The 26,113-nt window shown below is 74.3% G+C and carries 19 protein-coding genes and 1 pseudogene; 16 read left to right on the plus strand and 4 right to left on the minus strand.

Annotation, left to right across the window (positions count from 1 at the left end; all coding sequences use genetic code 11):
• Positions 1-196: 196 nt before the first annotated feature.
• Complete coding sequence (locus tag GXP74_RS02345) at positions 197-1,264, minus strand: ATP-binding protein (protein WP_182449744.1); 1,068 nt, start codon at positions 1,262-1,264, stop codon at positions 197-199.
• Between the two features lie 247 nt (positions 1,265-1,511).
• Between GXP74_RS02345 and GXP74_RS02350 the strand changes: the two genes are divergently transcribed.
• A complete protein-coding gene (locus GXP74_RS02350; RefSeq protein WP_182449745.1) occupies positions 1,512-2,429 on the plus strand; it encodes an oxidoreductase in 918 nt (305 codons plus the stop codon).
• Positions 2,430-2,829: 400 nt separating this feature from the next.
• Here GXP74_RS02350 and GXP74_RS02355 read toward each other — a convergent pair whose 3' ends face one another.
• Positions 2,830-3,684, minus strand: coding sequence for an HAD family phosphatase (locus GXP74_RS02355; protein ID WP_182449746.1), 855 nt, complete (start codon positions 3,682-3,684; stop codon positions 2,830-2,832).
• Between the two features lie 533 nt (positions 3,685-4,217).
• On the opposite strand from GXP74_RS02355, the gene ssd reads away from it, so the two are divergent.
• From ssd to GXP74_RS02390, 7 genes and pseudogenes are all read left to right on the plus strand, one after another.
• Positions 4,218-5,342 carry a septum site-determining protein Ssd gene (gene ssd, locus GXP74_RS02360; RefSeq protein WP_182449747.1) on the plus strand — a complete coding sequence of 375 codons (1,125 nt, stop codon included), beginning with the start codon at positions 4,218-4,220 and terminating at the stop codon, positions 5,340-5,342.
• Positions 5,339-6,559 (plus strand): TadA family conjugal transfer-associated ATPase, encoded by a 1,221-nt coding sequence (locus GXP74_RS02365; RefSeq protein WP_182449748.1) that lies wholly within the window; start codon positions 5,339-5,341, stop codon positions 6,557-6,559. Before ssd ends, GXP74_RS02365 begins: the two co-directional genes overlap by 4 nt.
• Positions 6,556-7,674, plus strand: coding sequence for a type II secretion system F family protein (locus GXP74_RS02370; protein WP_182449749.1), 1,119 nt, complete (start codon positions 6,556-6,558; stop codon positions 7,672-7,674). The genes GXP74_RS02365 and GXP74_RS02370 overlap by 4 nt, the downstream gene beginning before the upstream one ends.
• Before the next feature lie 56 nt (positions 7,675-7,730).
• Positions 7,731-8,618 carry a type II secretion system F family protein gene (locus GXP74_RS02375; protein WP_182449750.1) on the plus strand — a complete coding sequence of 296 codons (888 nt, stop codon included), beginning with the start codon at positions 7,731-7,733 and terminating at the stop codon, positions 8,616-8,618.
• A 132-nt stretch (positions 8,619-8,750) separates the two neighbouring features.
• The gene (locus tag GXP74_RS42015; protein ID WP_370468365.1) at positions 8,751-9,059 is read left to right on the plus strand and encodes a DUF4244 domain-containing protein; all 309 of its coding nucleotides are present in this window, start codon (positions 8,751-8,753) and stop codon (positions 9,057-9,059) included.
• A 31-nt stretch (positions 9,060-9,090) separates the two neighbouring features.
• Positions 9,091-9,423 (plus strand): TadE family type IV pilus minor pilin, encoded by a 333-nt coding sequence (locus GXP74_RS02385; protein ID WP_370468366.1) that lies wholly within the window; start codon positions 9,091-9,093, stop codon positions 9,421-9,423.
• Positions 9,423-9,911 (plus strand): annotated as a pseudogene (locus GXP74_RS02390) (Rv3654c family TadE-like protein); the annotation flags it as partial. The gene GXP74_RS02385 and the pseudogene GXP74_RS02390, both read left to right, overlap by 1 nt.
• Before the next feature lie 44 nt (positions 9,912-9,955).
• On the opposite strand, the gene GXP74_RS02395 reads toward GXP74_RS02390, so the two are convergent.
• Positions 9,956-12,409 (minus strand): DEAD/DEAH box helicase, encoded by a 2,454-nt coding sequence (locus GXP74_RS02395; protein ID WP_182449752.1) that lies wholly within the window; start codon positions 12,407-12,409, stop codon positions 9,956-9,958.
• Positions 12,410-12,529: 120 nt separating this feature from the next.
• Between GXP74_RS02395 and bldG the strand changes: the two genes are divergently transcribed.
• Both bldG and GXP74_RS02405 read left to right on the plus strand, forming a co-directional pair.
• Positions 12,530-12,871 (plus strand): anti-sigma factor antagonist BldG, encoded by a 342-nt coding sequence (bldG, locus tag GXP74_RS02400; protein WP_123497656.1) that lies wholly within the window; start codon positions 12,530-12,532, stop codon positions 12,869-12,871.
• A gap of 92 nt (positions 12,872-12,963) precedes the next feature.
• Positions 12,964-13,398 carry an ATP-binding protein gene (locus GXP74_RS02405; RefSeq protein WP_182449753.1) on the plus strand — a complete coding sequence of 145 codons (435 nt, stop codon included), beginning with the start codon at positions 12,964-12,966 and terminating at the stop codon, positions 13,396-13,398.
• 304 nt (positions 13,399-13,702) lie between these two features.
• Here GXP74_RS02405 and GXP74_RS02410 read toward each other — a convergent pair whose 3' ends face one another.
• Positions 13,703-14,575 carry an alpha/beta fold hydrolase gene (locus tag GXP74_RS02410; RefSeq protein ID WP_182449754.1) on the minus strand — a complete coding sequence of 291 codons (873 nt, stop codon included), beginning with the start codon at positions 14,573-14,575 and terminating at the stop codon, positions 13,703-13,705.
• A gap of 264 nt (positions 14,576-14,839) precedes the next feature.
• Here GXP74_RS02410 and GXP74_RS02415 point away from each other — a divergent pair, with 264 nt between their 5' ends.
• The 6 genes from GXP74_RS02415 to GXP74_RS02440 all read left to right on the plus strand — a co-directional run bounded on the left by GXP74_RS02415 (position 14,840) and on the right by GXP74_RS02440 (position 26,021).
• Positions 14,840-15,553, plus strand: coding sequence for a small secreted protein (locus GXP74_RS02415; protein WP_182449755.1), 714 nt, complete (start codon positions 14,840-14,842; stop codon positions 15,551-15,553).
• 24 nt (positions 15,554-15,577) lie between these two features.
• Positions 15,578-17,254 carry a methyltransferase gene (locus GXP74_RS02420; protein WP_182449756.1) on the plus strand — a complete coding sequence of 559 codons (1,677 nt, stop codon included), beginning with the start codon at positions 15,578-15,580 and terminating at the stop codon, positions 17,252-17,254.
• A 192-nt stretch (positions 17,255-17,446) separates the two neighbouring features.
• Positions 17,447-17,866: a DUF3592 domain-containing protein gene (locus tag GXP74_RS02425; protein WP_182449757.1), complete on the plus strand. Its 420-nt coding sequence runs from the start codon at positions 17,447-17,449 to the stop codon at positions 17,864-17,866.
• 528 nt (positions 17,867-18,394) lie between these two features.
• A complete protein-coding gene (gene topA / locus GXP74_RS02430) occupies positions 18,395-21,280 on the plus strand; it encodes a type I DNA topoisomerase (protein WP_182449758.1) in 2,886 nt (961 codons plus the stop codon).
• A gap of 108 nt (positions 21,281-21,388) precedes the next feature.
• Positions 21,389-24,757: a dTMP kinase gene (gene tmk / locus GXP74_RS02435; protein WP_182449759.1), complete on the plus strand. Its 3,369-nt coding sequence runs from the start codon at positions 21,389-21,391 to the stop codon at positions 24,755-24,757.
• Between the two features lie 70 nt (positions 24,758-24,827).
• The gene (locus tag GXP74_RS02440) at positions 24,828-26,021 is read left to right on the plus strand and encodes a DNA polymerase III subunit delta' (protein WP_182449760.1); all 1,194 of its coding nucleotides are present in this window, start codon (positions 24,828-24,830) and stop codon (positions 26,019-26,021) included.
• Positions 26,022-26,113: the final 92 nt, after the last annotated feature.

The following is a 26,113-nucleotide window of genomic DNA, read 5'->3' on the forward strand; positions in this document are numbered from 1 at the left end:
AGGACGGCGTGGCGGCATGAGACGCGGCGGGGGTGGGCCACGGTTAACCAAGTGTCGGTAAATGGAGGGTAATAAATCCTTTACCTTGTGGGGAGACCCTGCCCACGAAGTTCACCCGTTCGGATGTGCCGTCATCCGGCTCCTCCGTCATCCGGCTCCTCCGTCACCCGGTCGGCTGCCGCCCGGTGCCGTTCGATCAGACCGTCAGCGACGCCCCCGCCCGGCTCTCCGCCGCCCGGGCGTCCGTGCGCGGGTCCTCGCCCAGGTTCTCGTGCAGGTCCTCGCCCAGGTTCTCGCCCAGATTCTCGTGCAGCACGAAGCCGGGGTCGACCTGCCCCGCCAGGTCGGTGCCGGTCTTGGCGTTACCCCAGCTCTGGGCGTTGCGCAGGTGGAAGGTCACCATCTGCTGGGTGTAGCGGGCCCAGTCCCGCCGGTGGTGGGAGGCGTCGACGGCCTCGTGCAGCAGCCGCAGCGTGGCCAGGTTGTCCGGTTCGAGCTCGGCCAGCCGGGGCGCCCGCCCCTGCTCGGCCCGGCGCACCCAGTCGGACTGGCCGAGCACCCCGATCAGGTCGTCGCCGACGTTCTCACGCAGGTAGGCGACGTCGTCCGGGTGCTGCACCTTGTTGCCGACCACCCGCAGGTTCACCCCGTAGTCCGCCGCGTACTCCTGGTACTGGCGGTAGACCGAGACGCCCTTGCGGGTGGGCTCGGCGACCAGGAAGGTCAGGTCGAAGCGGGTGAACAGGCCGGAGGCGAAGGAGTCCGAACCGGCCGTCATGTCCACCAGCAGGTACTCGCCCGGGCCGTCCACCAGGTGGTTCAGGCAGAGTTCGACCGCGCCGACCTTGGAGTGGTAGCAGGCCACCCCCAGGTCCTCCTCGGTGAAGGCGCCGGTCGCCATCAGCCGCAGCGGTGCCCCGTCGATGGTGAACTCCCGCGCGCACAGCGCGAAGACGGGGTTGTCCTCGGGGATCCGCAGCAGCCGCGAACCGCTGCCGGGCGGGGTCGTCTTGATCATCGACGCGGCGTCGGCGATGCGCGGGTTCCCGCCGCGCAGGTACTCCTTGATCTGCGGCAGCTGCGCCCCCATCGAGGGCAGCGCGGCGGACTGCGCCTCCGTCAGCCCGAGCGTCGTCCCCAGGTGCTGGTTGATGTCGGCGTCCACGGCGATCACCGGGGCCCCGGTGGCGGCCAGGTGGCGGACCAGGAGCGAGGTGAGGGTGGTCTTGCCGCTGCCGCCCTTGCCGACAAAAGCGATCTTCATGGGAACTCCGGAGTGCTTGCCGAGGGAGTCGGTGCCCGTTCGTGCTGAAAAGCGTTATCGTCACCGATAGTGTTCATGGTAGCGATTGCGAAGCAGTCGGTGATCAGGTTTGACGCACTGTTGACCCTTTTGAGGGAGCGCGGCCGAGTGCCGAGTGAGCGGGCCAGTGCGCGGGCCAGTGCGCGGGCCGCCGTCGGGCCGACCACCCGAGGCGGGCCCGCCTCCGCGCGTTACGTACGCTCGGAGGGTGAGCACTCCTTCCGTGGACCCCCTAGAACCACTCGCGCAGCTGCCCGGCGTCCCCGAGGCGGTCGCCGAGGCCCGCCGCGCGGTGGACCGCCTCTACGGCCACCGGGTGATGCGCCGCCGGGCCGCCGAGGTGACCTCGGAGTCGGCGCTGCGCGGAGCGCGGGCCTCCGCCGCCCTGGACGGCGCGGACTGGCCGCTGGAGGAGGTCCGCCGGCGCACCGACTTCGGCGGCGACCCGCAGGCCCGCACCGTCGGCGGGGCGCTGCGGCTGAACGCCGAGGCCGGGCAACTACTCGGCACCTGGCGGCACTCGCCGCTGCAGGTGCTCGCCCGGCTGCACCTGCTCGCCGCCGGGGACCTGGATCCCGCGGCCGGACGCCCGCGCCAGGGCGGCGAACAGCCGACCGAGCTCTTCGGGGCGACCCTGCCGGCCGCCGAGGGCATCGGCGCCCCGGACGCCGCGCCCGTCTCCGCGCCCGCCGCGAAGTACGAGCTGCCGCCCGCGCCCGGCGCCGACGAGGCCGCCGCGCGGCTGGACGCGCTCGCCCAGCTGCTGGCCGCCAGGGGCGGCAAGAAGCACCCCAACGAGCGCACCGCCCCGGCACTGGTGGTGGCCGCGGTGGTGCACGGCGAGCTGATGACGCTGCGGCCCTTCGGCAGCCACAACGGCCTGGTGGCGCGCGCGGCGCAGCGGGTCGTGCTGATCGCCGAGGGCCTCGACCCGCAGGCCATCTGCCCGGTGGAGGTCGGCCTGGCGGAGTTGGGCACGGACGCCTACCGCAACGCGCTCGGCGGCTACGCCTCCGGTGGCGCCGAGGGCATGGCGCTGTGGCTCGGGCACTGCGCGGCGGCGCTGCGGCTGGGCGTGCGGGAGAGCACGGCGGTCTGCGAGGCGATGCAGCGCGGCATGGTCTGAGCGGCTGAGCGGACCGGGCGCGGGCCTCCTGCGGACGCCACGGCTCCCGGACCTCACGGCTGTCGGACACACAGATGCGGCGGCACCTCTCGGTGCCGCCGCTGGCACAGGATCCCAAGTGACCATGCGTGCGCCAGTGAGTGCCCATCCGGCCGGGATCCAGCCCGTTGACCGGGTGCGGCGGCCCTATCGCGGGTCGGCTGCACGTGGGTGCTCGGTATCTGTGCGCGGTCCGTGGGGCCTGAAACTCCGTGGTCCCGGTGTTCTGGGGCCACCCGGTCTCGCGGGCCGTCTGCTTTCAGTTGTAGCGCGGTTTCCGGGAAAGCGGAACCTGGGGACGCATTTCTTTACCCTTTCCGCCGCTCCCCGCTCCCCGCTCCCCGCTCGCTCGACGCCTTGCTCAGGCGCTCGACGCCCGCCGCCTGGCGGCGTACCAGACCAGCCCGGCCGTGGCCGCCGCCGCGCCCACGGCGGCCGCGGCCAGCACCGGGCGGCTGCTGACCGCCGTCAGCGACGAACTGCGCTGCTTCAGCCGGACCGGACGGCTGAACAGCAGCACCGGCCAGTCCCGGGCCTGCGCCTCACGGCGCAGACCCCGGTCCGGGTTCACCGCGAAGGGGTTCCCGACCGCCTCCAGCAGCGGCACGTCGGTCACCGAGTCGCTGTAGGCGAAGCTGCGTTCGAGGTCGTAGCCCTCGACGGCGGCGAGCTCGCGGATCGCCACCGCCTTGTTCCCGGCGTAGGCGTAGAAGTCGATCTCGCCGGTGTAGCACCCGTCGGCCTCGGCCATCCGGGTCGCGATCACGTGGTCCGCACCGAGCATCCGGCCGATGGGCTCGACGATCTCGGAGCCGGAGCTGCTGACGATCACCACGTCGCGTCCGGCCGTGTGGTGCTCCTCGATCAGCGAGGCGGCCTCGTCGTAGATCAGAGGGTCGATCAGCTCGTGCAGCGTCTCGGCGACGATCTCCCGCACGAGTTGCACGTTCCAGCCCCGGCACAGGGAGGAGAGGTACTCGCGCATCTTCTCCATCTGGTCGTGGTCCGCGCCCCCGGCCAGGAACACGAACTGGGCGTAGGCGCTCTTCAGGACGGCGCGGCGGTTGATCAGACCGCCCCGGTACAGCGGCCTGCTGAAGGCGAAAGCGCTGGACTTCGCGATCACCGTCTTGTCGAGGTCGAAGAAAGCCGCTGTTCGCGGGGGTCGGGAGTGCGGTGACGGGGCGGCTGGGAAGTACTGGAGGTGGTTATCCACGAACACGAGGATATGCGCCCTCCATTCGGCCCAAGGGCAGGCGCGTGGGTTTGCTCAGGAAGGGCCTCGGGTACACCATGAGGGTCACGGCTCGTTCGCGACCGTGCCACCCCGGTCTGGCTCCTCCCCCCCGAGTCGGACTGTGGAGGACGACCCCCGCTCTCCCCCCCGGCGGGGGTCGTCGCATGTCCGCCGACCCCGCGCCGCCACGCCGGTTCCGGGCCGCGCCCGGGTTCCGCGCCGCGTCCGGCGGTCGCCCTCCGCTCGGATCCCGCTCCTTCGGCTGCTCCTTCGACTGCGCCTGATCTGCCACTGATCGGTTCATGCGACTGGCGGCGTCAATCTGACGGCAGGTAAGCCACCCCTCCGTGTGGCCGGGTTTTCCACACCCCCTGCTTTGTCCCCAGATTGCGTTCCCGCTTCCTTCGCGGCTTCGGAAAAGCGGCAGTGTTGTCGGTACCCAAAGAACGCGCCGCAGTGAGCACTGCGTGCGTCGTTCCTCACTCATCGCGTTCGCCATACGGGGGAAAGCCATGACCGGCACAGGTATTGGGACATCGTCCGCCGCATCGTCCGAGGGTCCGTCCGGCAGCTCCTGGCCCGTCGGCCCGCTGCTGATCACCGAGGACGAGGCGCTGATCGAACAGCTGCTGCGGATCTGCGCGGCCGCGGGCGCGGTCCCGCGGCTCGTGGGCGGCGCGCCACCGGGGCGCCAGGAGTGGGAGGCCGCCCCGCTGGTGGTGGTCGGCGACGACGTCGCGGACCGGCTGGCCGGGCTCGCTCCGCGCCCCCAGGTGCTGCTCGTGGGGCGGGACTTGGACGATGTGGACGTCTGGCGCCGGGCCGTGGTGGCCGGTGCCCGGCACGTGGTGTTCCTGCCCGACGGCGAGTCCTGGCTGCGGGACCGCATCGCCGACGCGGCCGAGGGCGTCGGCGGGCAGGCGCTCACGGTGGCGGTGCTCGGCGGCCGGGGCGGCGCCGGGGCGTCGACGCTGGCCTGCGCGCTGGCGGTCACCGCCGCCCGGGAGGGGCACCGCGCGGTGCTGGTCGACGGCGACCCGCTGGGCGGCGGCCTCGACGTCCTGCTCGGCGGCGAGGGCGCGGCCGGGCTGCGCTGGCCCGACCTGGCCGGATCCCGCGGCCGGGTCAACGCCGCCGAGTTGGAGCGCTCGCTGCCCCGGCTGCACGAGTTGACCGCACTGAGCTGGGATCGAGGGGACCTGCTGAACATCCCGGTGGAGGCCATGCGCACGGTCCTCGGCGCCGCCCGCAGAGGCGGCGGGGTGGTCGTGCTGGATCTTCCCCGCTGGATCGACGAGACCGCGGGGGAGGCACTGGAGCAGTCCGATCTGGGACTGCTGGTGGTCCCGGCTGAGCTGCGGGCCATGACCGCGTCCGGCCGGGTCGCCGCCGCCGTGCGGATGCGGCTCTCCGACCTGCGCGCGGTGGTGCGCGGTCCCGCGCCCAGCGGCGTGACCGGGGCCGAGGTCGCCCGGGGGCTGCGGCTCCCCCTCGCCGGGGAACTGCTGGCCGAGCCCGGCCTGGTGACCGACCTGGAGCGGGGCAGACCGCCCGGCGCCCGGGCCAGGGGTCCACTCGGGCGCTTCTGCTCGGCCTTCCTGACGCAGGTGCTGCCCGGCGCGGGGGTGGCCGTATGAACACCCCCGGCCGCTCCCCGGTGCGCGGCCGCCAGCGCGAGGCACTGGTGGACACCGTACGGCTACGGCTCGCCGAGGCCGGTGCCCAGCCGGGTACGACCGAGGTCGCGGCGGCGCTCCGGGCCCAGGGCCACCCCTACGGTTCGACGGAAGTCCAGGAACTGGTGCGGCAGTTGCGCTCGGACATGGTCGGCGCCGGGCCACTGGATCCGCTGCTCGCCGACCCGGCCGTGACCGACGTACTGGTCAACGGCCCCAACGAGGTCTGGCTGGACCGGGGCGGCGGCCTGGAACGCGTGCCCGGCGTCCGCTTCGCGGACCGGCAGGCCGTCCGGCGGCTCGCCCAGCGGCTGGCCACCGCCGCCGGGCGAAGACTCGACGACGCCCGCCCCTGGGCGGACGCCCGGCTGCCCGACGGCACCAGGCTGCACGCGGTGCTGCCGCCGGTCGCGGTCGGCTGCACCCACATCTCACTGCGGGTCAGCCGGGCCCGGCCGTTCACCCTGCCCGAGCTGGTGCGCGCCGGGTCAATCCCGGGGCCGGGCGCGGCACTGCTCCGGGCGATGGTCAGGTCCCGGCTGTCCTACGTCGTCAGCGGGGGCACCGGGACCGGGAAGACCACCCTGCTCGCGGCGCTGCTCGGGCTGGTCGGCCCGGGGGAGCGGCTGGTCATCGTGGAGGACTCGGCGGAGCTGCGCCCGGGGCATCCCCACGTCGTCCGGCTGGAGGGCCGCTCAGCGAACCAGGAGGGCGCCGGGGCGGTGGAGCTGCGTGACCTGGTCCGGCAGGCACTGCGGATGCGTCCCGACCGGCTGGTGGTCGGCGAGGTGCGGGGCGCCGAGGTGGTCGACTTCCTGGCCGCCCTGAACACCGGCCACGCGGGCGGTGCCAGCACGGTTCACGCCAACGCGGCGGCGGACGTCCCGGCCCGGCTGGAGGCGCTGGCCTCGACCGCGGGCCTGGACCGCGCCGCGCTCCACAGCCAGCTCGCCGCCGCGCTGGACGCCGTCGTCCACCTGGTGCGGGACAGCGACGGGCTGCGGCGGGTGGCCGAGGTCCGGCTGCTGCGCCGGGCGGCGGACGGCCTGGTCGACACCGAACCGGCGGTCCGGTTCACACCGGGCGGCGAACTGCGGCCCGGCAGCGGCTGGGCCCGTCTGGCCGACCTGTGCGGCCCCGGCGAACGACCAAGGGAACGGCAGGGGTGGTCGGTATGAGCGCCCTGGACAGCACGAACGGAGTGAGCACGGTGAGCGGAATGGACGCGTGGGGATCGGTCGCCGGGGCGCTTCAGGTCCCGGCGCAGGTGGTGCAGGTGACCGCGACGGGCCTGGTGCTCTGCCTGCTCGGCTGGGCCGCCTGGGGCCTGAGCAGCCTCGACGCCGGGAACCGCCGCCGGGACCGGCTGTTCCCGGACGACCCGGTGACCGGGGCCGACACCGACCCGGGGCCGCCGCTGCCCCGGCCGGGGGCGGCGCCGACACGTGGAGTGCGGCGGCGGATCCGGCGGCGGCTGCGCTCGCTGCGGTCGCGCGGACGGCGTCGCGGGCGGCTCCGGCCGCCGCCCGAGCTGCTGTTGCTGCCGTTCGGCCTGCTGGCGGCCTGGCCGACGCACTCCCCGCTGCTGGCCGCTCTCGCGGCGGGAGCGGTCGTCCCGGCGATACGGCTGCGCCGACGTCGGCGGCGGGCCCGCGCCCGGGAGCAGCGGCGGCTGGCCGTGGTCGCGCTCTGCGCGGCCCTGGCGGGGGAGCTGCGCACCGGGGCCACCCCGCAGCAGGCGGCCGAGCTGGTGGGCGGGGAGTTGGCGGGCGGGCAGCTGGAAGCCGCTGCGACGGGGCGCTCCGCCAACCCTCCGGCGCTGTTGGACAGCACAGCGCTGCTGGACAGCACAGCGCTGCTGGACAGCACAGCGCTGTTGGCCGCTGTGCGCTACGGCGGGTCCGTGCCGGAGGCCTTCCTGACCATCGCGGAGGCGCCGGGTGCCGAGGGCGCGGCGGGCATCGCGGCCTGCTGGCAGGTGTCCTCGTCCAGCGGGGCGGGTCTGGCTGCGGGGCTGGACCGCGTCGCCGAGGGACTGCGGGCCGAGCATGCCCTGCACGAGACCGTACGGGCGGAGCTGGCCGGGGCACGGTCGACGGCCGCGCTGCTGGCCGGGCTGCCCCTGTTCGGCCTGCTGCTCGGCGCGGGGCTGGGAGCGGATCCGCTCCGGGTGCTGCTGCACACCACCGGGGGGCTGGCCTGCCTGGCCCTGGGCGTGCTCCTGGAGTGCGCCGGGCTGGCCTGGACGGCCCGCATCGCCCGGGCCGCGGAACACGCGGTCCAGGGCACCTGAGGCGACGGCTCGGGAAGCGCGACGAGCGCGACAAGCGCGAGAAGGGAGGCAGTCAGATGGACGCGGCCTGGTGGACGGCGGTACTGGTCAGTGGTGCCGCCGCCGCCCTTCTGGGCGGCCTGAGAGCCCTGGCCGGCCACCGGGTCAGAGCCCGGGCCCGGACTGCCGGGATGCCCCTGGCCCGGGCGCGGGCTCAGGCCCGGACACCCGGTCGGCACCGGGTGCCGGACCCGGCGCAGCTGCCGGACCGCGCCCCCGGGCGCCACCGCGGCCGCCCGGGAGGGCTCCGACACCGGCGACGCGCGCCCTCGCCGGGGCGCCCGACGCTGTCGCCCGCCGTGCTCCGGGGCGGGGCGGCGCTGCTGATCGGCGCCGGGGTCGCGGTCTCGCTGGACGGCGCGTTCGGGCTGGTCGTCGGCATAGTCGCGGCGGCGATCAGCTTCCGCTGGCTGCCGGACCCGCCGACGGCCGAACTGCGCCGGGCGGCTGCCGAGGCGGCCGCGCTGCGGGCCCAGCTGCCGCTCACCGCCGACCTGCTGGCCGGTTGCCTGGTGTCCTGGTGCGCTCCGGCCACGGCGGCCGAGGCGGTCGCGGGAGCGATCGGCGAACCGATGGCCGCGCGGCTCGCCGAGGTCGCGGCCGACCTGCGGATGGGCGCCGACGCCGAGGAGAGCTGGGCCCGCTTCGGCGCGGACCCGGTGCTCGCGCCCCTGGGCCGGTGCCTGCTCCGGGCCTGCGCCAGTGGCGCCCCGCCCGCGGCGGGCCTGGCCCGGCTCGCCGAGGGCTGCCGAGCCGAGGCGGCAACGGCGGCCCAGGGGCGGGCGCGGCGGGCCGGGGTCCTGGCCACCGCGCCGCTGGGGCTCTGCTTCCTCCCGGCGTTCGTGCTGATCGGCGTGGTCCCGGTGGTCACCGGCCTGGCCGGCAGCTTCCTCGTCCACAGCTGACCCCGTCCGTCCACAGGTCCCCGCCAGCCCGCGATTCCACCTGTCCGCGTTTCCACTCGTCCACGTTTCACTCAGGTCTTTCGCCCTGCCCTTCGCCCTGCCTTTCACCCTGCCTTTCACCCTGGAGCCACCATGAGCACCACTGCCGCCTTCCCGTCCGCAACCCCCACCGTGCCGCTGGGCAGCCTGTTCCTGCGGCGGGTCAGGTCCGTGCCGCTGTTCGGGGCCGCGGTGGCGTACGCCTGGCTGGTGCACCTGCGCCACCTGGTCCGCTGCCGGTTCGGCGGGCGGCCGTCCGACGCGGGGATGACCACCGCGGAGTACGCCGTCGGCACCGTTGCCGCCTGCGGGTTCGCGGCGCTGCTGTACAAGATCGTGACTAGCGGGGCGGTGTCCGACGCGGTCTCGGAGCTGATCAAGCGGGCGCTCGGTGCGGTCTGAGGCGCGTCCGGCGGCGGCCGACCGGGGATTCGTGACGGCGGAGACAGCGGTGCTGCTGCCGGTGCTGGTGACGCTGATGGCGGTGCTGGTGTGGGGGGTCCTGGTCGGGGCCGCGCAGATCCGCTGCGTGGACGCCGCGCGCGAGGGGGCCCGGGCGGCTGCTCGCGGCGACCCGCCCGATCAGGTGCTGGCCGTCGCCCGGGCCGCCGCCCCGCCGGGGGCGGCCGTGGCGGTCACCGAGCACGCTGCCGATGTCCGGGTCGTGGTCTCGGCGCGCTCCCAGGGGCCGGGAGCGCTGGGCGGCCTGCTCTCGCTCCAGGTGTCCGGCACGGCCTCGGCCCTGCGCGAGGGAGCTGGTTCCTGATGGCACTCGTCAACCCACGCCGAGCCCAGTCACCCCGAGCCCGGTCACCCCGAGCCCGGTCACCCCGAGCCCGGTCACCCCGAGCCCGGTCACCCCGAGCCCGGTCACCCCGAGTCAACTCGTCCCGACCCAACCCCCGGGCGGGCCTCACCGGGACCGATGCCGGAGCCGCGTCGATCTGGCTGATCGCGCTGCTGCTGCTGGCGGGCTGCGCCCTGCTGGCGGTGCTCGGGCTGGGGGCCGCGGTCGCCGCCCGGCACCGGGCCGAGGCGGCGGCGGACCTGGCCGCGCTGGCGGCGGCCGACCGGATACTGGCCGATCCGGCCGGGGCCTGCGGCGAGGCGGCGCGGGTCGCCGTCGCGCAGCAGGCCCGGCTGACCTCCTGCGTGCTGCGCAGCGACGCGACCCTGGACACCGTGGCGGTGGAGGTCGAGGCCCCGGTGGCCGGGCGGCTGTTCGCGGCGCTACCGCCCGCGCACGGCCGAGCCAGGGCCGCCCCGCAGTCCACCGCCGTCCTCCCGTCCGCGAGCGGCTACGGGGCCGCCCCGGCGAGCAGCAGCGTCAGCAGCTTGATCGAGCCCGCCTTGTCCAGCGGGTCGTTGCCGTTGCCGCACTTGGGCGACTGGATACAGGACGGGCAGCCCCGCTCGCACTCGCAGGCGGTGATCGCGGCCAGGGTCGCGGTGAGCCAGGCGCGGGCCCGCTGGTAGCCGCGTTCGGCGAAGCCCGCCCCGCCGGGGTGGCCGTCGTAGACGAACACCGTGGGCAGCCCGGTGTCCGGGTGGAGCGGGACGGACACCCCGCCGATGTCCCAGCGGTCGCAGGTCGCGAACAACGGCAGCAGGCCGATGGAGGCGTGCTCGGCGGCGTGCGCGGCGCCGGGCAGCTCCTCCGGCAGCAGCCCGGCCGCGTCCAGCTGCTCCTCGGTCACGCACCACCAGACCGCCCGGGTGCGCAGGGTGCGCGGCGGCAGGTCGAGCTTGGTCTCGCCCAGGATCTCGCCGGTGACCAGGCGGCGTTTCAGGTAGGAGACCACCTGGTTGGTGACCTCGACCGAGCCGAAGCAGAGCCGGGCCTCGCCCCACTTCACCTCGCTGTCGGTGCCGAGCACGCTGATCGCGGTCGTGTCCCGGGCGACCGTGCTGTACGGCGGATCGGCCGGGGCGACCAGGGCGACGGCCTCGTCCAGGTCGAGCTCGCGGACCAGGTAGCTCCGGCCCTGGTGCAGGTGGACGGCGCCGGTGTGGACGGCGGTGTGCGCGGAGCCCGCGTCCACCGTGCCCAGCAGACGGCCTGTGTCGGCCTCCACGACCCGCACCGGGGTCCCGCCGGACCCGCGGATGTCCACGCCGTCCACGGCCCGCTCACGCCGCGTCCAGAACCAGCTGCCGGACCCGGCGCCGCCGCTCTCCCGGTGCCGGAGCATGCCGCGCCGTACCAACTGCGGCAGCAGTACCGGCGCGGAGGGGCCGAAGAGGTCCAGGTCGGGCTCGGTCAGCGGGAGTTCGGCGGCGGCCGCGCACAAGTGCGGAGCCAGCACGTACGGGTTGTCGGGGTCCAGCACGGTCGACTCGACCGGCTGGCGGAACAGCGAGTCGGGGTGGTGCACCAGGTAGGTGTCCAGCGGGTCGTCCCGGGCGATGAGCACCGCCAGCGCGCCCTGGCCGCCGCGTCCCGCGCGTCCGGCCTGCTGCCACAGGGAGGCGCGGGTGCCGGGGTACCCGGCGAGCAGCACGGCGTCCAGACCGGAGACGTCCACGCCCAGCTCCAGCGCGCTGGTCGAGGCGAGGCCGAGCAACCGTCCTGAGTGCAGGGCACGTTCGATCGCCCGGCGCTCCTCCGGCAGGTAGCCGCCGCGGTAGGCGGCGACCCGGCGGGCGGTGTCCGCACCGGCGGCCTCGGTCAGCCGCTCCTGGGCGATCACCGCCAGCAGTTCGGCCCCGCGCCGGGACCGGACGAAGGCCACCGTCCGGATCCGGTCCAGGACCAGGTCGGTCAGCAGGTCGGCGGCCTCGGCGGTGGCCGAGCGGCGCACCGGGGCGCCCTGCTCGCCGTGCAGTTCGGTGAGCGGCGGCTCCCAGAGGGCGAACACCGTCTCGCCGCGTGGCGAGCCGTCGTCGGTCACCTCGGCGACGGGCAGGCCGGTGAGCCTGCCCGCGGCGAGCCCGGGTTCGGCGGAGGTGGCCGAGGCCAGCAGGAACACCGGTTCGGCCCCGTAGCGGGCGCAGATCCGGCGCAGTCGCCGCAGCACCTGGGCGACGTGCGAGCCGAAGACGCCCCGGTAGCTGTGGCACTCGTCGATCACCACGAAGCGCAGCGCGCGCAGGAAGGAGGCCCAGCGGGCGTGCGCGGGCAGGATCCCGCGGTGCAGCATGTCCGGGTTGGTGAGCACCAGCGAGGCGTACTGGCGTACCCATTCACGTTCCTCGAACGGGGTGTCGCCGTCGTAGGCGGCGGCCCGCACCCGGGTCAGCGCGCCGTCGGCGGCCTGCCGCAACTCGCCGATGCGGCGCAGCTGGTCGGCTGCCAGCGCCTTGGTCGGGGACAGGTACAGGCAGGTGGCTCCGCGCCCGTTGGCGGCCTCGGTGCCGGTGAGCAGGGTGCTGAGCACCGGAGCCAGGTAGGCCAGCGACTTGCCCGAGGCGGTCCCCGTGGCGATAACCACACTTTTACCGGCCAATGCGAGGTTTGCCGCATTTGCCTGATGTTTCCATGGCCGATCGATGCCGGTGTCCCGTACGGCCTCCAGCACCTCGGGCCGGATCCCCTGCGGTCCCTCGGGCCAGTCGGCGAAGCGCGCCACCCGGGCGGGTATGTGCTCCGTATGGGTGAGCCGATCTTGCCGTCCTCTGGCTTCCGATAGCCTGGAGAGGACGGTCGCGGGCGAGTCCGGGAGCGGCTTCATCGGGACCAAGTCTGTCATCAGAGCGATGGAGATTCGTCCTAAGACGTCGTGCTGCCCTGGTCGTAAGTGGTTGAATGCCATCGCGGCCGTGTATCGGGGTACCTGCCCCACCGTCGGCCAAGATTCGCAACGATGCCATCGCGGCAGCGTGCCCCGCACCAGCGGGATGTGGTGGCGCGAGAGCAAGGTGCTGGAGGTTCCGTGGACCTGTCCCTGTCGACCCGTACCGTTGGCGACCGCACGGTCGTCGAGGTGGGGGGCGAGATCGATGTGTACACCGCCCCGAAGCTGCGCGAGCAGCTTGTCGAACTCGTCAACGAGGGTCACTACCACCTGATCGTGGACATGGAAGGCGTGGACTTCCTGGACTCGACCGGACTGGGCGTGCTCGTCGGCGGGCTCAAGCGGGTACGCGCCCATGAGGGCTCGCTTCGCCTGGTCTGCAACCAGGAGCGCATCCTCAAGATTTTCCGTATCACCGGGCTCACCAAGGTGTTCCCCATCCACGGTTCCGTGGACGAGGCCGTCGCCGCGACCGACTGACCCTCCTCGCGGGTCAGACATCGCGACATCCCGGGGCCCCAGTACCTGAGGCCCCGGGCCGGTCCGGAGAAAGCAACCTTCGAGGGGGAGCCATGGCCACCGTCGAACTCCGATTCAGTGCCCTGCCGGAGCACGTACGGACCGCGCGGCTCGTTGCCGCCGCCGTCGCCCGCAGGGCGGGAGTAGACGAATCCGTCCTCGACGAGGTCCGCCTCGCCGTAGGTGAAGCATGTTCGCGTGCGGTCGGACTGCACCGCCGTCATCAGTTGGATGAACCCGTTCGGGTGAAACTCATCGAGCAGGAAAAACGGTTCGCGATCGAGATCGGTGACGGAGTCGGCGGCAAGCACGCCTCCGACGAGCACCACTCGGTTGACGGCGCGGCGGCTGTCGACGACGCCGCCGAGGCCGCGATGGGCCTGGCTGTCATCAGCGGCCTGGTGGACGACCTCGACATCGGCAGCGACGAGGACGGCGGGCTGATCAAGATGAGCTGGCCGGTGGCCGTCCATCCGGTGCTGCCCTGACCGTCGGCTGACTGCCGTCCGACGGCTGCCCGACCTCCCTCCGGCGGCTGCGGGATGTCCCGTTGGCGGATGATCTGTCAGGCAACAAGAAAATCATGCCGGTTACCGCCCCCATTCCGGCACATTCGCCGTTTTGCTCAGGCCGCGATTCCTGGAATCGCGGCCTGCCGTGTTCGGATCGCCGCCGCCCACCCGCCCGGCCACCGGCGACACGCCCGGCGCGGCAGTGAATTCCAGCGCCTCCGAAGCGGGCACCGGTGACGGAGCGGGTGAGCGCGGCCCAGGCTCCCGGACCGCCCCGCTCTCAGCTCGCCTGCGCGGCGTTCGCCGCCACCGCGTCGGCGATGTCCGGCCACAGCGGCTCCGGCAGATCGTGCCCCATGCCCGGCAGGAGCAGCAGTTCCGCGCCGGGCACGGCCCGCGCGGTGGCCTCCCCGCCGCTGCGGTCGATCAGCGGGTCCGCCATGCCGTGCAGCACCAGCGTCGGCGCGGTCACCCCGCGCAGCCCGGCGGTCCGGTCCGGCGAGGCGAGGATCGCGGCGAGCTGCCGTCCGAAGCCGTCGACCCGGTGGGACCGGTCGTAGGTCTCGGCGACGTGGGCCCGCAGCCCCGCCTCGTCCTCCGGGTACCCGGGCGAGCCGATGACCCGCCAGACACCCATGCCCGCCTCGATCGCGCCCGCGCGGTCCGCCGGGCGCGGGGTGCTCAGTTGGGCCTCGGCCTCGCGGGTCCCGGCGCCGCTGACACCGTCGCCGGGCCTGGACATGATCGAGCAGAGGCTGCGCAGCCGCCCGGGATGGTCGATCGCCAGCTGCTGCGCGATCATCCCGCCCATCGACGCCCCGGCGACGTGGGCCCGGTCCACCCCGAGCGCGTCCAGCAGCCCCACGGCGTCCCGGGCCAGGTCGGCGATCAGGTACGGGGCGCTGCCCGGGTCGCCCCGGACGATCGCGCGCAGGTCGGGCTTCGGCCCCCGGTCCAGGAAGGTGGACAGCCCGGAGTCCCGGTTGTCGTAGCGCACCACGTGGAACCCGTGCGCGGCGAAGTGCGCGCAGAGCCCGCTCCGCCAGCTGAGCAGCTGCGATCCCAGCCCGGCCACCAGCAGCAGCGTCGGCTGCCGCGGATCGCCGAAGGTCTCGTACTCCAGCTCGATCCCGTTCGCCTCGGTGCGTGGCACGCCCACCCCTCTCGCCCGGCCCGGTGATACCTACCGGTCGGTACGGTAGCGAGGAAGCCACGCGGACGACAGGGTGCGGACGGCTCCGGCAGGTGCGCGGCCGAACCGGAGCCGAAGCCGGTCGGCACCGGCGCTGAAAGCAGCATGAAACCGGGCATCGGCGACATCTTTCGGTGCTCGATGCCCGGCCGTCCCCGGCGGGCCTGTAGGTTCCCAGGCTGGACCAGGTGCACGCCGGGTGCGCGTGAGGGAAGGGAACCCGTGGTGACCAAGACGTGGCTGAGGCTCGCGATTCCGGCCGTGCTGCTGGCCTTCGGAGCCACCGCGTGCAGCAGCGACAACACCAAGCAGCTGGACGCCTGGGCGGTCAGCCTGTGCGGCGGCATGCAGACCCCGGTGCAGCAGGCGAACGCCGCCCTCGCCGACACCGGCACGGTCAAGACCGGGGAGACCCCGGCGGCGCTGCAGACCCGGCTCGCGAGCGACCTCGGCACCCTCGCCACCGCCAACACCCAGATCGCCCAAGCGGTGCAGAAGGCCGGCGCCCCCACCGTCGACGACGGCGCGCAGACGCAGGCCAGCGCGGTCAGCGAGCTCAACCAGGCGGCGGGTGGCTACACCTCGGTCCAGCAGGCCGTCTCCGCGCTCCCGGTCAACGACCAGGCGAAGTTCGCGGCGGGCCTGAAGGGCGTCGGCGACAAGGTCCAGCAGCTCGCCGAGCTGTCCACCTCCGCCCTCCAGCAGCTGCAGAGCGGAAGCCTGGGGACGGCACTGGCCAAGCAGCCCGGCTGCAAGAGCGTGAGCGCGAGTCCGAGCGCGGGCGGCGTGACCGCCACCGACAGCCCGGCCGCCCCGGTCGGCGCCTCGCCCGCGCCGTCCGGCTCCGCGGGCACCCGGCCGAGCGGCACGGCCGACGGCTCCACCAGCGCCAAGCCCAGCGCGTCCGCCGACCCGCACGCGTCCGCGTCCACCCACTGACCTCAGTCGGGGGACAATGGCCGGGTGACTGACAGCACCGCGCCCACGCCTGCGCCCGCCTCCCCGAGCCCGGTCGTCGACACCGCCCTCGCGGCCCGGCTCCGGGCGGCGTTCACCGCCGCCGACTTCACCGCCGACGGCTGCCTCGACCTGCTGGGCGCGGGGGCCTACGCCGCCCTCGCCCGCAGCGAGACGGTGCCCGCGCTGCGGGCGACCGGGGGCGGCAGCGCGGGGGAGACGCTGCTGCGGCTGTTCCTGCTCCAGAGCCCGGTCACCCGCGCGGCGGCCGAGGCGGCGGGCCTGCCGGTCGCGGACTGCCTGACCGGCGGCTGGCTCACCGCCGCCGTTCCCGAAAGCGCCGAGGGCCCAAGCGCCGAGGGCCCAAGCGCCGAGGGCCCAAGCGCCGAGGGCGACGCGGGCAGTGCGGGCGGCGCGGGCGACGTCATGGTGCGGGCCACCGTCGACATCCGCCCCTACGCCAACGACATCGCCGGTACCGATGACGCCGGGGACGCCTGGATCGTGTCCGACCTCGGCTGCTCGGTCGGCGGCGCGGGCGGGATCGGCTCGGTCGGCGGGGTGCCCAGGTCGGAGCTGGTGCTGGGGGTGGGCGGCGCGTCCACCACGCTCGCGAACATCGCCGTGCGCCGTCCGGTGCGCCGGGTGCTCGACCTCGGCACCGGCTCCGGCGTCCAGGCGCTGCACGCGGCCCGGCATGGCGCGGCGGTCGTGGCCACCGACGTGAACGCCCGCGCGCTGCACTTCACCCGGCTGACGGCGGCGCTCTCCGGCCTGACCAACATCGAGACCCGCCAGGGCAGCCTGTTCGAGCCGGTCGCGGGCGAGGCCTTCGACCTGGTGGTGTCCAACCCGCCGTTCGTGATCTCCCCCGGCGGACGCTTCACCTACCGCGACGGCGGCATGCCGGGCGACGAGCTGTGCCGCGGCCTGGTGTCCGCCGCCGGGCAGCACCTGGAGCCGGGCGGCTACTGCCAGCTCCTGGCCAACTGGCAGCATGTCCGCGGCGAGGACTGGCGGTCCCGGATCGCCGACTGGATCGCGGGCACCGGCTGCGACGCCTGGGTGGTCCAGCGCGAGGTCCAGGACGTCTTCCAGTACGCCGAGCTGTGGCTGCGCGACGGCGGCGACCACCGGCAGGACCGGGCCCACTACGACGCCCGCTACCAGGAGTGGCTGGACGCCTTCGAGGCCGCCGAAGTGGAGGGTGTCGGCTTCGGCTGGATCACCCTGCGCCGGGCCCCGGAGGGCCGCGAGCCGGTGCTGGTCGCCGAGGAGTGGCCGCACCCGGTCGAGCAGCCGCTCGGCCCGGAGATCGAACGCTGGTTCGCCCGTCAGGACTTCCTCCGCGAGCGGGACGACGCCGGGCTCCTCGCCGAGCACTACCTGCTCGCGGACGAGGTGGTCCAGGAGCAGATCGGCGCGCCCGGCGCGGAGGACCCGGAGCACGTGGTGCTCCGTCAGAACCGCGGTATGCGCCGGGCCACGAAGGTGGACACGGTCGGCGCGGGCTTCGCCGGTGCCTGCGACGGCACCCTCCCGGCGGGCGGCATCCTGGACGCCATCGCCCACCTCGTCGGCGAGCCCCCGGAGCTGCTCCGGTCCCGCGCGCCGGAGCAGCTCCGACTGCTGGTCGAGCAGGGCTTCCTGATCCCGGCCGCCCTCGCCGAACCCGAGTCCTGACCCGTCCTCACCCGAACCCTCACCCGAACCCTCACCTGAATTCGCACCCGAATTCGCACCCGAGCCCGAAGGCCGGACGGCGGCCGAGCGGCCGCTGTTCACCTCCGCGTTCCCCTGGTGCCGCCCTCCGTTTCCGGGGCGCTGCCAAGGTGACGATCGTACTGATCGGACCTCCATAGGGCTGGGGCGGGCGTGGGCACTCCACTGGGCTTGTTCACCGGGGGCTTCTTCACCCTGTTCGGGCTCGGGGTGCTCGCCTGGTGCGTCTCCGAGGTCCGCACCCGGCGGGTGCTGCGGCGCGGCGGGACCAGGGTCACCGCCCGGGTGCTGGCCGACCCGGGGCCCGGCGCGGACCACCTGGACAGCTCCCCGCTGCTGGCCTTCCAGGTCGAGGGCCGGGGCGAGGTGGTCGCCAGACCACGCGGCTGGACCACCATCCGGCGCACGCCCGCGCTGGCGGTGGACGCGCTGGTGCCGGTCTCCTACGACCCGGCGCGACCGGAGCTGGTCGCGGTGCACGGCGTACGCCAGGCGCGCAGCGACGTCTTCTGGCTGCTGCTGGGCGCCGCCTTCGCCGGCTGCGGCCTGGCGCTGCTGGCGTCCGTGCTCTGAAACCGGACCGCCGACACCGGACCGCCGACACGCCCAAAGTCTCGGATCTTCGCCCCGTCCCCCGGTCGGCAGTCCTATCATCCGGCTTGTATTGATCTGTCCTGCCCCGAGTCGTCCGGTCCCACGGTCGGCGGCACGCGGCCCCGTGATCCGTGCCACCGCCGCCCTCCGGCGGCGGCCCCGGACCGCGGTGGCGGCCCCGGAGCAGCGGCGACCAGCGGCGGAGGCGGGGGAGTGGCAGCTGTGAGAACGCGGTAGCTCAGTACGAGCGGCAGCGTACCTGTCCGGGGTCAGCCATTCTCCAGGCATTTCTGAGCCATCTCCATAGCCGCCGACAACGGTCCGCGCAGCGGGAACGACCGCTCTCGGGTTACCGTTCGAGTGGGGTCGGACGGGTTCCGCTGTCGGCGGAGCGGCTTCAGTCCGTTTGACAAGGGGGACCCGGATACGGTCACACTCCGCTTTCAGGGTCGTTTCCGTGCGAAGCGGCCCGACCACCCCCCACACGACCGGGAGAGAAGAGCGAAGGTGTCCCCGACCAGCGAGACCGGACGCGAAGGAAGGCGACTCGTGATCGTCGAGTCGCCGGCCAAGGCGAAGACGATCAAGGGCTACCTCGGCCCCGGATACGTGGTCGAGGCGAGCGTCGGGCATATCCGCGACCTGCCCGGCACCGCCGCCGAGGTTCCCGACGGCTACACCGGCGAGGTGCGCCGCCTGGGCATCGACGTCGAGCACGACTTCGAGCCGATCTATGTCGTCAACGCCGACAAGAAGGCCCAGGTCGCGAAACTCAAGTCGCTGCTGAAGGACTCCGACGAACTCTTCCTCGCAACGGACGAGGACCGCGAGGGCGAGGCCATCGCCTGGCACCTGCAGGAGGTGCTGCGACCCAAGGTCCCGGTGCACCGCATGGTGTTCCACGAGATCACCAAGGACGCCATCCAGGCCGCCGTCAACAGCCCGCGCGAGCTGAACAAGCGCCTGGTCGACGCCCAGGAGACCCGCCGCATCCTGGACCGGCTGTACGGCTACGAGGTCTCGCCGGTGCTCTGGAAGAAGGTCATGCCGAAGCTCTCGGCGGGCCGGGTCCAGTCCGTGGCGATCCGGCTGGTGGTCGAGCGCGAGCGGGAGCGGATCGCCTTCCGCTCGGCGTCCTACTGGGACCTGACCGCGGTCTTCGCCTCGGCCACCGCCATCGACGGCGACCCGGGCACCTTCGGCGCCCGGCTGTCCGCGGTGGACGGCCGCCGGGTGGCCTCCGGACGCGACTTCGACTCGCTCGGACAGCTCAAGGCGGCCTCCGGGCAGGCCCTGCACCTGGACGAGGAGGCCGCCCGGGCCCTGGCCGCCGGGCTCGCCGACACCGACTTCCGGGTCCGCAGCGTCGAGTCGAAGCCGTACCGGCGCTCGCCGTACGCGCCGTTCCGGACCACGACCATGCAGCAGGAGGCCGGGCGCAAGCTGGGCTTCGCCGCCAAGCGGGCCATGGACGTCGCCCAGAAGCTGTACGAGAACGGCTTCATCACCTACATGCGTACCGACTCGACCACGCTGTCGGAGACCGCCGTCAAGGCGGCCCGCGCCCAGGTCGAGCAGCTGTACGGGCGGGAGTACCTGCCGGACACCCCCCGGGTCTACAGCGCCAAGGTCAAGAACGCCCAGGAGGCGCACGAGGCGATCCGCCCCTCCGGCGACCGCTTCCGCACCCCCGCCGAGACCGGCCTGCGCGGCGACGAGTTCCGGCTCTACGAGCTGATCTGGATGCGCACCGTCGCCTCCCAGATGAAGGACGCCGTCGGCCAGTCGGTCACCGTCAAGGTCGCCGGTACCTCCACCGACGGCCGCGACGCCGAGTTCTCCGCCACCGGCAAGATCATCACCTTCCACGGCTTCCTCAAGGCCTACGTCGAGGGCCGCGACGACCCCGACGCCGAACTGGACGACCGCGAGCGCCGGCTGCCGCCGGTCGCCGAGGGGGACGCCCTGGGCGCGGAGGAGATCACCCCCGACGGCCACGCGACCAAGCCCCCGGCCCGCTTCACCGAGGCGTCGCTGATCAAGGAGCTGGAGGACCGCGAGATCGGCCGTCCCTCCACCTACGCCGCGATCATCGACACCATCGTCGCCCGCCGGTACGTCTTCAAGAAGGGCACGGCACTCGTCCCCTCCTTCGTGGCGCTGGCCGTGGTCCGGCTGCTGGAGGAGCACTTCGGCCGCCTGGTCGACTACGACTTCACCGCCCGGATGGAGAACGACCTCGACGGCATCGCCCGGGGCGAGAGCGCCTCGGTGCCCTGGCTGCGCCGCTTCTACTACGGCCGTTCCGGGCCGGAGGACGTCGCCGCCCCGGCCGTCGCCTCCGCCGCCGACGCGGGCAACGGCGACGGCGACCACCTCGGCGGCCTCAAGGAACTGGTCACCGACCTGGGCGCGATCGACGCCCGCGAGATCAGCTCCTTCCCGCTCGGCGACAGCGGCATCGTGCTGCGGGTCGGCCGCTACGGCCCCTACGTGGAGAAGGGCGAGCAGCGCGCCGACGTCCCCGAGGAGCTGGCGCCCGACGAGCTCACCGTGGAACTCGCCGAGGAGCTGCTGGCCAAGCCCAGCGGCGTGCGCGAGCTGGGCACCGACCCGGAGAGCGGCAACGAGATCGTCGCCAAGGACGGCCGCTACGGCCCCTACTTCACCGAGGTGCTGCCCGAGGGCACGCCGAAGACCGGCAAGAACGCGGTCAAGCCGCGCACCCAGTCGCTGCTGTCGACCATGTCCCTGGACACGGTCACCCTGGACGACGCGCTCAAGGTCTTCGGCCTGCCGCGGGTCGTCGGCACCGACGCCGAGGGCGTGGAGATCACCGCGCAGAACGGCCGCTACGGCCCGTACCTCAAGAAGGGCACCGACTCGCGCTCCCTGGAGAACGAGGAGCAGATGTTCACGGTGACCCTGGAGGAGGCGCTGGCGATCTACGCGACGCCCAAGCAGCGCGGGCGCGCCGCCGCCAAGCCGCCGCTGCGCGAGCTGGGCGTGGACCCGGTCAGCGAGCGTCCGGTGGTGGTCAAGGACGGCCGCTTCGGGGCCTATGTGACCGATGGTGAGACCAATGCCACACTGCGCCGGGACGACGTGGTCGAGGAGATCACCCCGGAGCGCGGCTACGAGCTGCTGGCCGAGAAGCGGGCCAAGGGTCCGGTGAAGAAGGTCGCCAAGAAGGCCCCGGCGAAGAAGGCGGCGGCGAAGAAGGCCCCCGCCAAGAAGGCCACCGCCACCAAGACCACCGCCACCAAGACGACCGCCAAGAAGACGACGGCCAAGACCGCTGCCGCCAAGACCGCCACTGCCAAGAAGGCTCCGGCCAAGAAGTCGGCGGCGGAGGTTCCCGACGCCGACCGGGCGACCGCCTCCGCCGACTAGGCTCCGGGCACGTCACAGCCGGTCCCGCCCGCCCGGGCGGGACCGGCCACCCCTCCCCGAGGGCGGAACGACCCCTACGATGTCCGTCCCTCCGGTTAGGCTGGCCGCATGACGAGTGCGGAGCGACCCGGACCCGACCACCCCCGACCCACCGCCCGGGCCGAAGCCGAGCGCGCGCGGGCGCTGCTGCGCGTCCGCCCGTACCAGCGGCTCTGGCGCGCGCAGTTGCTGGGCGGCGTCGGGGACCGGCTCGGGCTGCTGGTGCTGCTCATCCTGACCTGGGTGGCGGTCGCCACCGCCGACGCCCTCGGCGGCGGCGCACGCGGACTGCTGCTGTCGGTCGCCGCGGTGTTCGCGGCCCGACTGCTCGGCACGCTGCTCTTCGGCGCGGCGCTGCTGGAGCCGGTCGCCGGTCTCGCCCACCGGCTGGACCGCCGCTGGACTCTGGTCGGCGCGGACGCCCTGCGGGCCGTGCTGCTCGCGGTCGCCCCCTTCTGGATCGTCTGGACGCCGTCCACCGCCTGGATCTGGCTCCTGGTCAGCGTTTTCCTGGCCGCCGCCGCCGAACGCGTGGCCGCCGTCGTCCGCGAGTCCGTGGACGTCCAACTGCTCCCGGGCGCCGAGCCCGGGCGTCCCGTGGTCGACCAGCGCCCGCTGCTGCGCGGCATCGACCGCTGGACCGGCTACCTCACCGCGCCGCTGGCCGCCGCCGCGCTGGCGCTGCTGATGCTGGTGGAGAACGGCCTGAGTACCGGCGTCGACTGGCTGAACGCCCACCTGGGCGCGGTTCCGGCGTTCGGCGCGGCCGGATTCCTGGTCGCCTCCGCCGTACTGCTGTACCAGCAGGCGCTCCCGGCCGCCCCGGCGGTCGCGGTCATCCCGCGCTCCCCGCTGACCGGGCTGCGCGCCCCCGCCGACACCACCCTCGGCCTCGGCCCGCGCGGCCGGACCGGCACCGCCGTGGTCTTCAGCTTCGCCGTCACCGGCGCCGTCGCGGCGCTGGCCGGCTTCGCCGCCGTGGCCCTGCCGCACGCCTACGACCTGGGCGCGGGCCCGGTCGGCTTCGGTCTGCTGGTGTTCGCCGCCACCGCCGCGCCGCTGCTGGGCATGCGGATCGCGCCGTCGGTACTGCCGCTGCTGGGCCGCCGTCGACTGCTGCCGCTGGCGCTGGGCACCGCCGCCGTCGCGCTGATCCTCAGCGGCCTGGTCGTCGACTACGTGCTGGCGCTGGTCCTCGCCGTGACCGCGGGCATCGCCGCGGGCGTCGCCGTGCGCACCGGCCGGGTGCTGCTGGACCAGGAGACCGAGGAAGCCCGCCGGCCCCGGGTCACCGAGCACCTGCACGCGATGCTCCGCTTCGCGACCGGCGTGGCGCTGGTGGTGGTGCCGCTGCTGGGCGCGGCCATCGGCGCCCAGGACTACCAGGACGGCTCGGTGGTCTTCGACCACGGCGGCGCGGGCCTGGCCATCGCCGTGGTCGGGGCGCTGCTGCTGGTCCTGGCCGTGGTCGTGTTCTTCCGCGCCGACGACCGGCGCTCGGTCGCCCCGTTCAGCCGCGACGTCTGGGACGCCGTGCGCGGCGGCGGCCGTCCGCTGCCGCACCCGGCGGGCACCGGCTTCTTCATCGCGCTGGAGGGCGGCGACGGCGCGGGCAAGTCCACCCAGGCGCAGGCCCTCGCGGAGTGGATCCGCAGCAAGGGCCACGAGGTCGTGGTCACCCGCGAGCCCGGCGGCAGTGCCGTCGGCCAGCGGCTGCGCGCGATGCTGCTGGACGTCGGCAACACCGGAATCTCGCACCGCGCCGAGGCGCTGCTCTACGCGGCGGACCGGGCCGAGCACGTCGAGTCGGTGATCCGCCCGGCGCTGGAGCGCGGCGCGGTGGTGATCACCGACCGCTACATCGACTCCTCGGTCGCCTACCAGGGCGCGGGCCGCGACCTGGCCGGCGCCGAGGTCGCCCGGATCTCCCGCTGGGCCACCGAGGGCCTGGTCCCCGATCTGACCGTGCTGCTGGACGTCGCCCCCGAGGCCGCCCGCGAGCGGTTCACCGAGGCGCTGGACCGGCTGGAGTCCGAGCCGGTGGAGTTCCACGCCCGGGTGCGCGCCGGATTCCTCGCGCTGGCCGCGGCCGACCCGCTGCGCTACCTGGTCGTCGACGCCGGGCAGCCGGTCGCCGAGGTCACCAACGCGATCCGGCACCGGCTGGACCGCGAACTGCCGCTGTCGGAGCAGGAGAAGGCCGCCCAGGCGGAGCAGGAACGTCTCGCTCGCGAGGCCGAGGCGGCGCGGCTGGCGGCGGAGGCCAAGGCCAAGGCCGAGGCGGAGCAGGCCGAGCGGGAGAAGCAGGCGCTGCTGGAGCGGCTGCGGCTGGAGGCCGAGGAGCAGGCCAAGGCCCGGCAGGCGGAGGAGGACCGCCGCGCGGCGGAGGCCGCCCGGCTGGCCGCCGAGGAGGCCCGGCTCGCCGCCGAGGCCGAAATCGACCGCCGGGCCGCGGAGGAGAAGCAGCGCCGCGAGGCGGAGGCCGAGGCCCGCCGCCTGCGGGCGGCGGAGGAGGCCCGGCTGGCCGAGCTGGAGCGGCAGCGCGAGGTCCGGCGCGCCGAGGAGCGGCGCCGGGCCGAGGAGGCACTGCAGCGGGCCGAGGCCGCCCGGATCGCGGCCGAGGCGGCGGCCGCCGCAGCAGCCGAGGCCGCTGCCGCACGGGCCGCCGAGACCGCTTCGGCTGACGGCCCCGCCGATGCTGCCGGTCCTTCGGGTGCCTCGGATGATGTGACCGAGGTGCTGGAGGCGGTCCGGGAGGAGGCGCCGACGGTGGAGACGCCGCTGCTGCCGCTGGACGCCCCGACCGAGGTGATCCCGGCGGTGGAGCCGCCCGCGAGCCCGGTGCGACCGCCGCTGCCGCCCAGGCCGAGCACCCCGCCGGACACCTCCGGCTCCGCGTCCGCCGCTGCTCCCGGGACTGGTCCGGGCTCCACCGCCTCCGCCCCGTCCACTCCCTCCACCCCGTCCGCTCCCTCTGCTCCGTCCGCCTCGTCCGCCGCCGCTCCGGGGCCGGTGGCCCAGGCGGCTCCGTCCGCCCGGCCGGTCTCGCCGAACGAGCGGACGGCCGTGCTGCCGCCGCTGCCGAAGTCCTGGCGCGTGGCCAAGCCCCGCAACCAGGAGAGCGTGCAGGACCGGGTGCCCGAGTGGCTGTTCCGGCCGCAGGACGAGCCGGTCGAGCCCGAGCCGCCGGTGGTCGAGCGCACCAAGGAGCTGCCCGCGATCACCCCGGAGTTCACCGCTCCGGCGGCCGAGGCCGACCCCGAGGCCACCAGCATCCTGCCCAGGGCCCGCTACGACTGGGCCGAGGAGACCCCGCTGGACAACCTGCCCAGCCTGACCGACGAGCTGCTCGGCTCCCGGGACGAGTGGGCCCAGTGGCACGACAACGGCGAGGAGGGCCCGGAGCCCGAGCGTGGCCGGGGCCGCTCCCGCCGCTGACCGCGTCGGACTGTCAGTGCGGCCCGCTAGGGTCGGGTCCAGCAGGGAGAAGCAGAACCGGAGTGGCGACGTGAGCGTGTGGGACGACCTGGTCGGCCAGGACGCGGTGGTGGAGGCGCTGGTCGGCGCCGCGCGGTCGGCGCGCGCGGTGGTGTCCGGGGAGGGCGACTCCTCCGGGATGACCCACGCCTGGCTGTTCACCGGCCCGCCCGGCTCGGGCCGGTCCACCGCCGCCAGGGCCTTCGCCGCCGCGCTCCAGTGCACCTCGCCGGACCTGGAGCTCGGCGGCGTGCCCGGCTGCGGCTTCTGCGAGGGCTGCCACACCGCGCTGCTCGGCAGCCACGCGGACGTCGAGATGGTGCGTACCGACGTGCTCAGCATCGGCGTCAAGGAGACCCGGGAGCTGGTCCGCAGCGCGTCCATGTCCCCGGCGAGCGGGCGTTGGCAGGTCATCGTCCTGGAGGACTCCGACCGGCTGACCGAGGGCGCGGCGAACGTCCTGCTCAAGGCCATCGAGGAGCCCGCGCCGCGCACGGTGTGGCTGCTCTGCGCGCCCTCGGTGGAGGACGCGCTGCCGACGATCCGCTCCCGCTGCCGACTGCTGGTGCTGCGCCAGCCGTCGGTCGGCGCGGTCGCCGAGGTACTGGTCCGGCGCGACGGCATCGAACCCGCGCTGGCGACGTTCGCTGCCCGCGCCGCCCAGGGCCACATCGACCAGGCGCGGCGGCTGGCGACGGACGCCGCCGCGCGCGAGCGCCGGGCCGAGGTGTTGGGGCTGCCGCTGCGCGTCGCCGATCTGGGCGCCTGCCTGGCCGGTGCGCAGAGCCTGGTGGACGCGGCGGCCGCGGACGCCAAGCAGGTCGCGGAGGAGGTCGACACCAAGGAGACCGAGGACCTGCGGGCGGCCCTGGGCGCGGCGGCGGGCATCGGCGGGCGGATGCCGCGCGGCACCGCCGGGGCGATGAAGGAGCTGGAGGACCGGCAGAAGCGCCGGGCCACCCGCACCCAGCGCGACAGCCTGGACCGGGCGTTGATCGACCTCTGCTCCTTCTACCGCGATGTCCTGGCCCTGCAGTTCGGCGCGACCGGCGAGCTGACCTGCGAGGACCTGCGTCCGGCGGTGGAGCGGGTGGCGTCCGGGTCCACCGCCGAGGCCACGCTGCGGCGGATGGAGGCGGTCCTGGGCTGCCGCACCGCACTGGAGCGCAACGTCGCGCCACTGCTGGCGGTCGAGGCGATGACGGTGGCGCTGCGCGCCGGATGACGCCTCCGGGTTGAATGATTCCGATGGGCGCTGGGCCTTCCGGGATCGCCCGATCGGGTGAGAGTTGCGACCTGACGTGGGGACGGCCGGTC

The sequence above is a fragment of the Streptacidiphilus sp. P02-A3a genome, assembly GCF_014084105.1.
Classification (GTDB): Bacteria; Actinomycetota; Actinomycetes; order Streptomycetales; family Streptomycetaceae; genus Streptacidiphilus.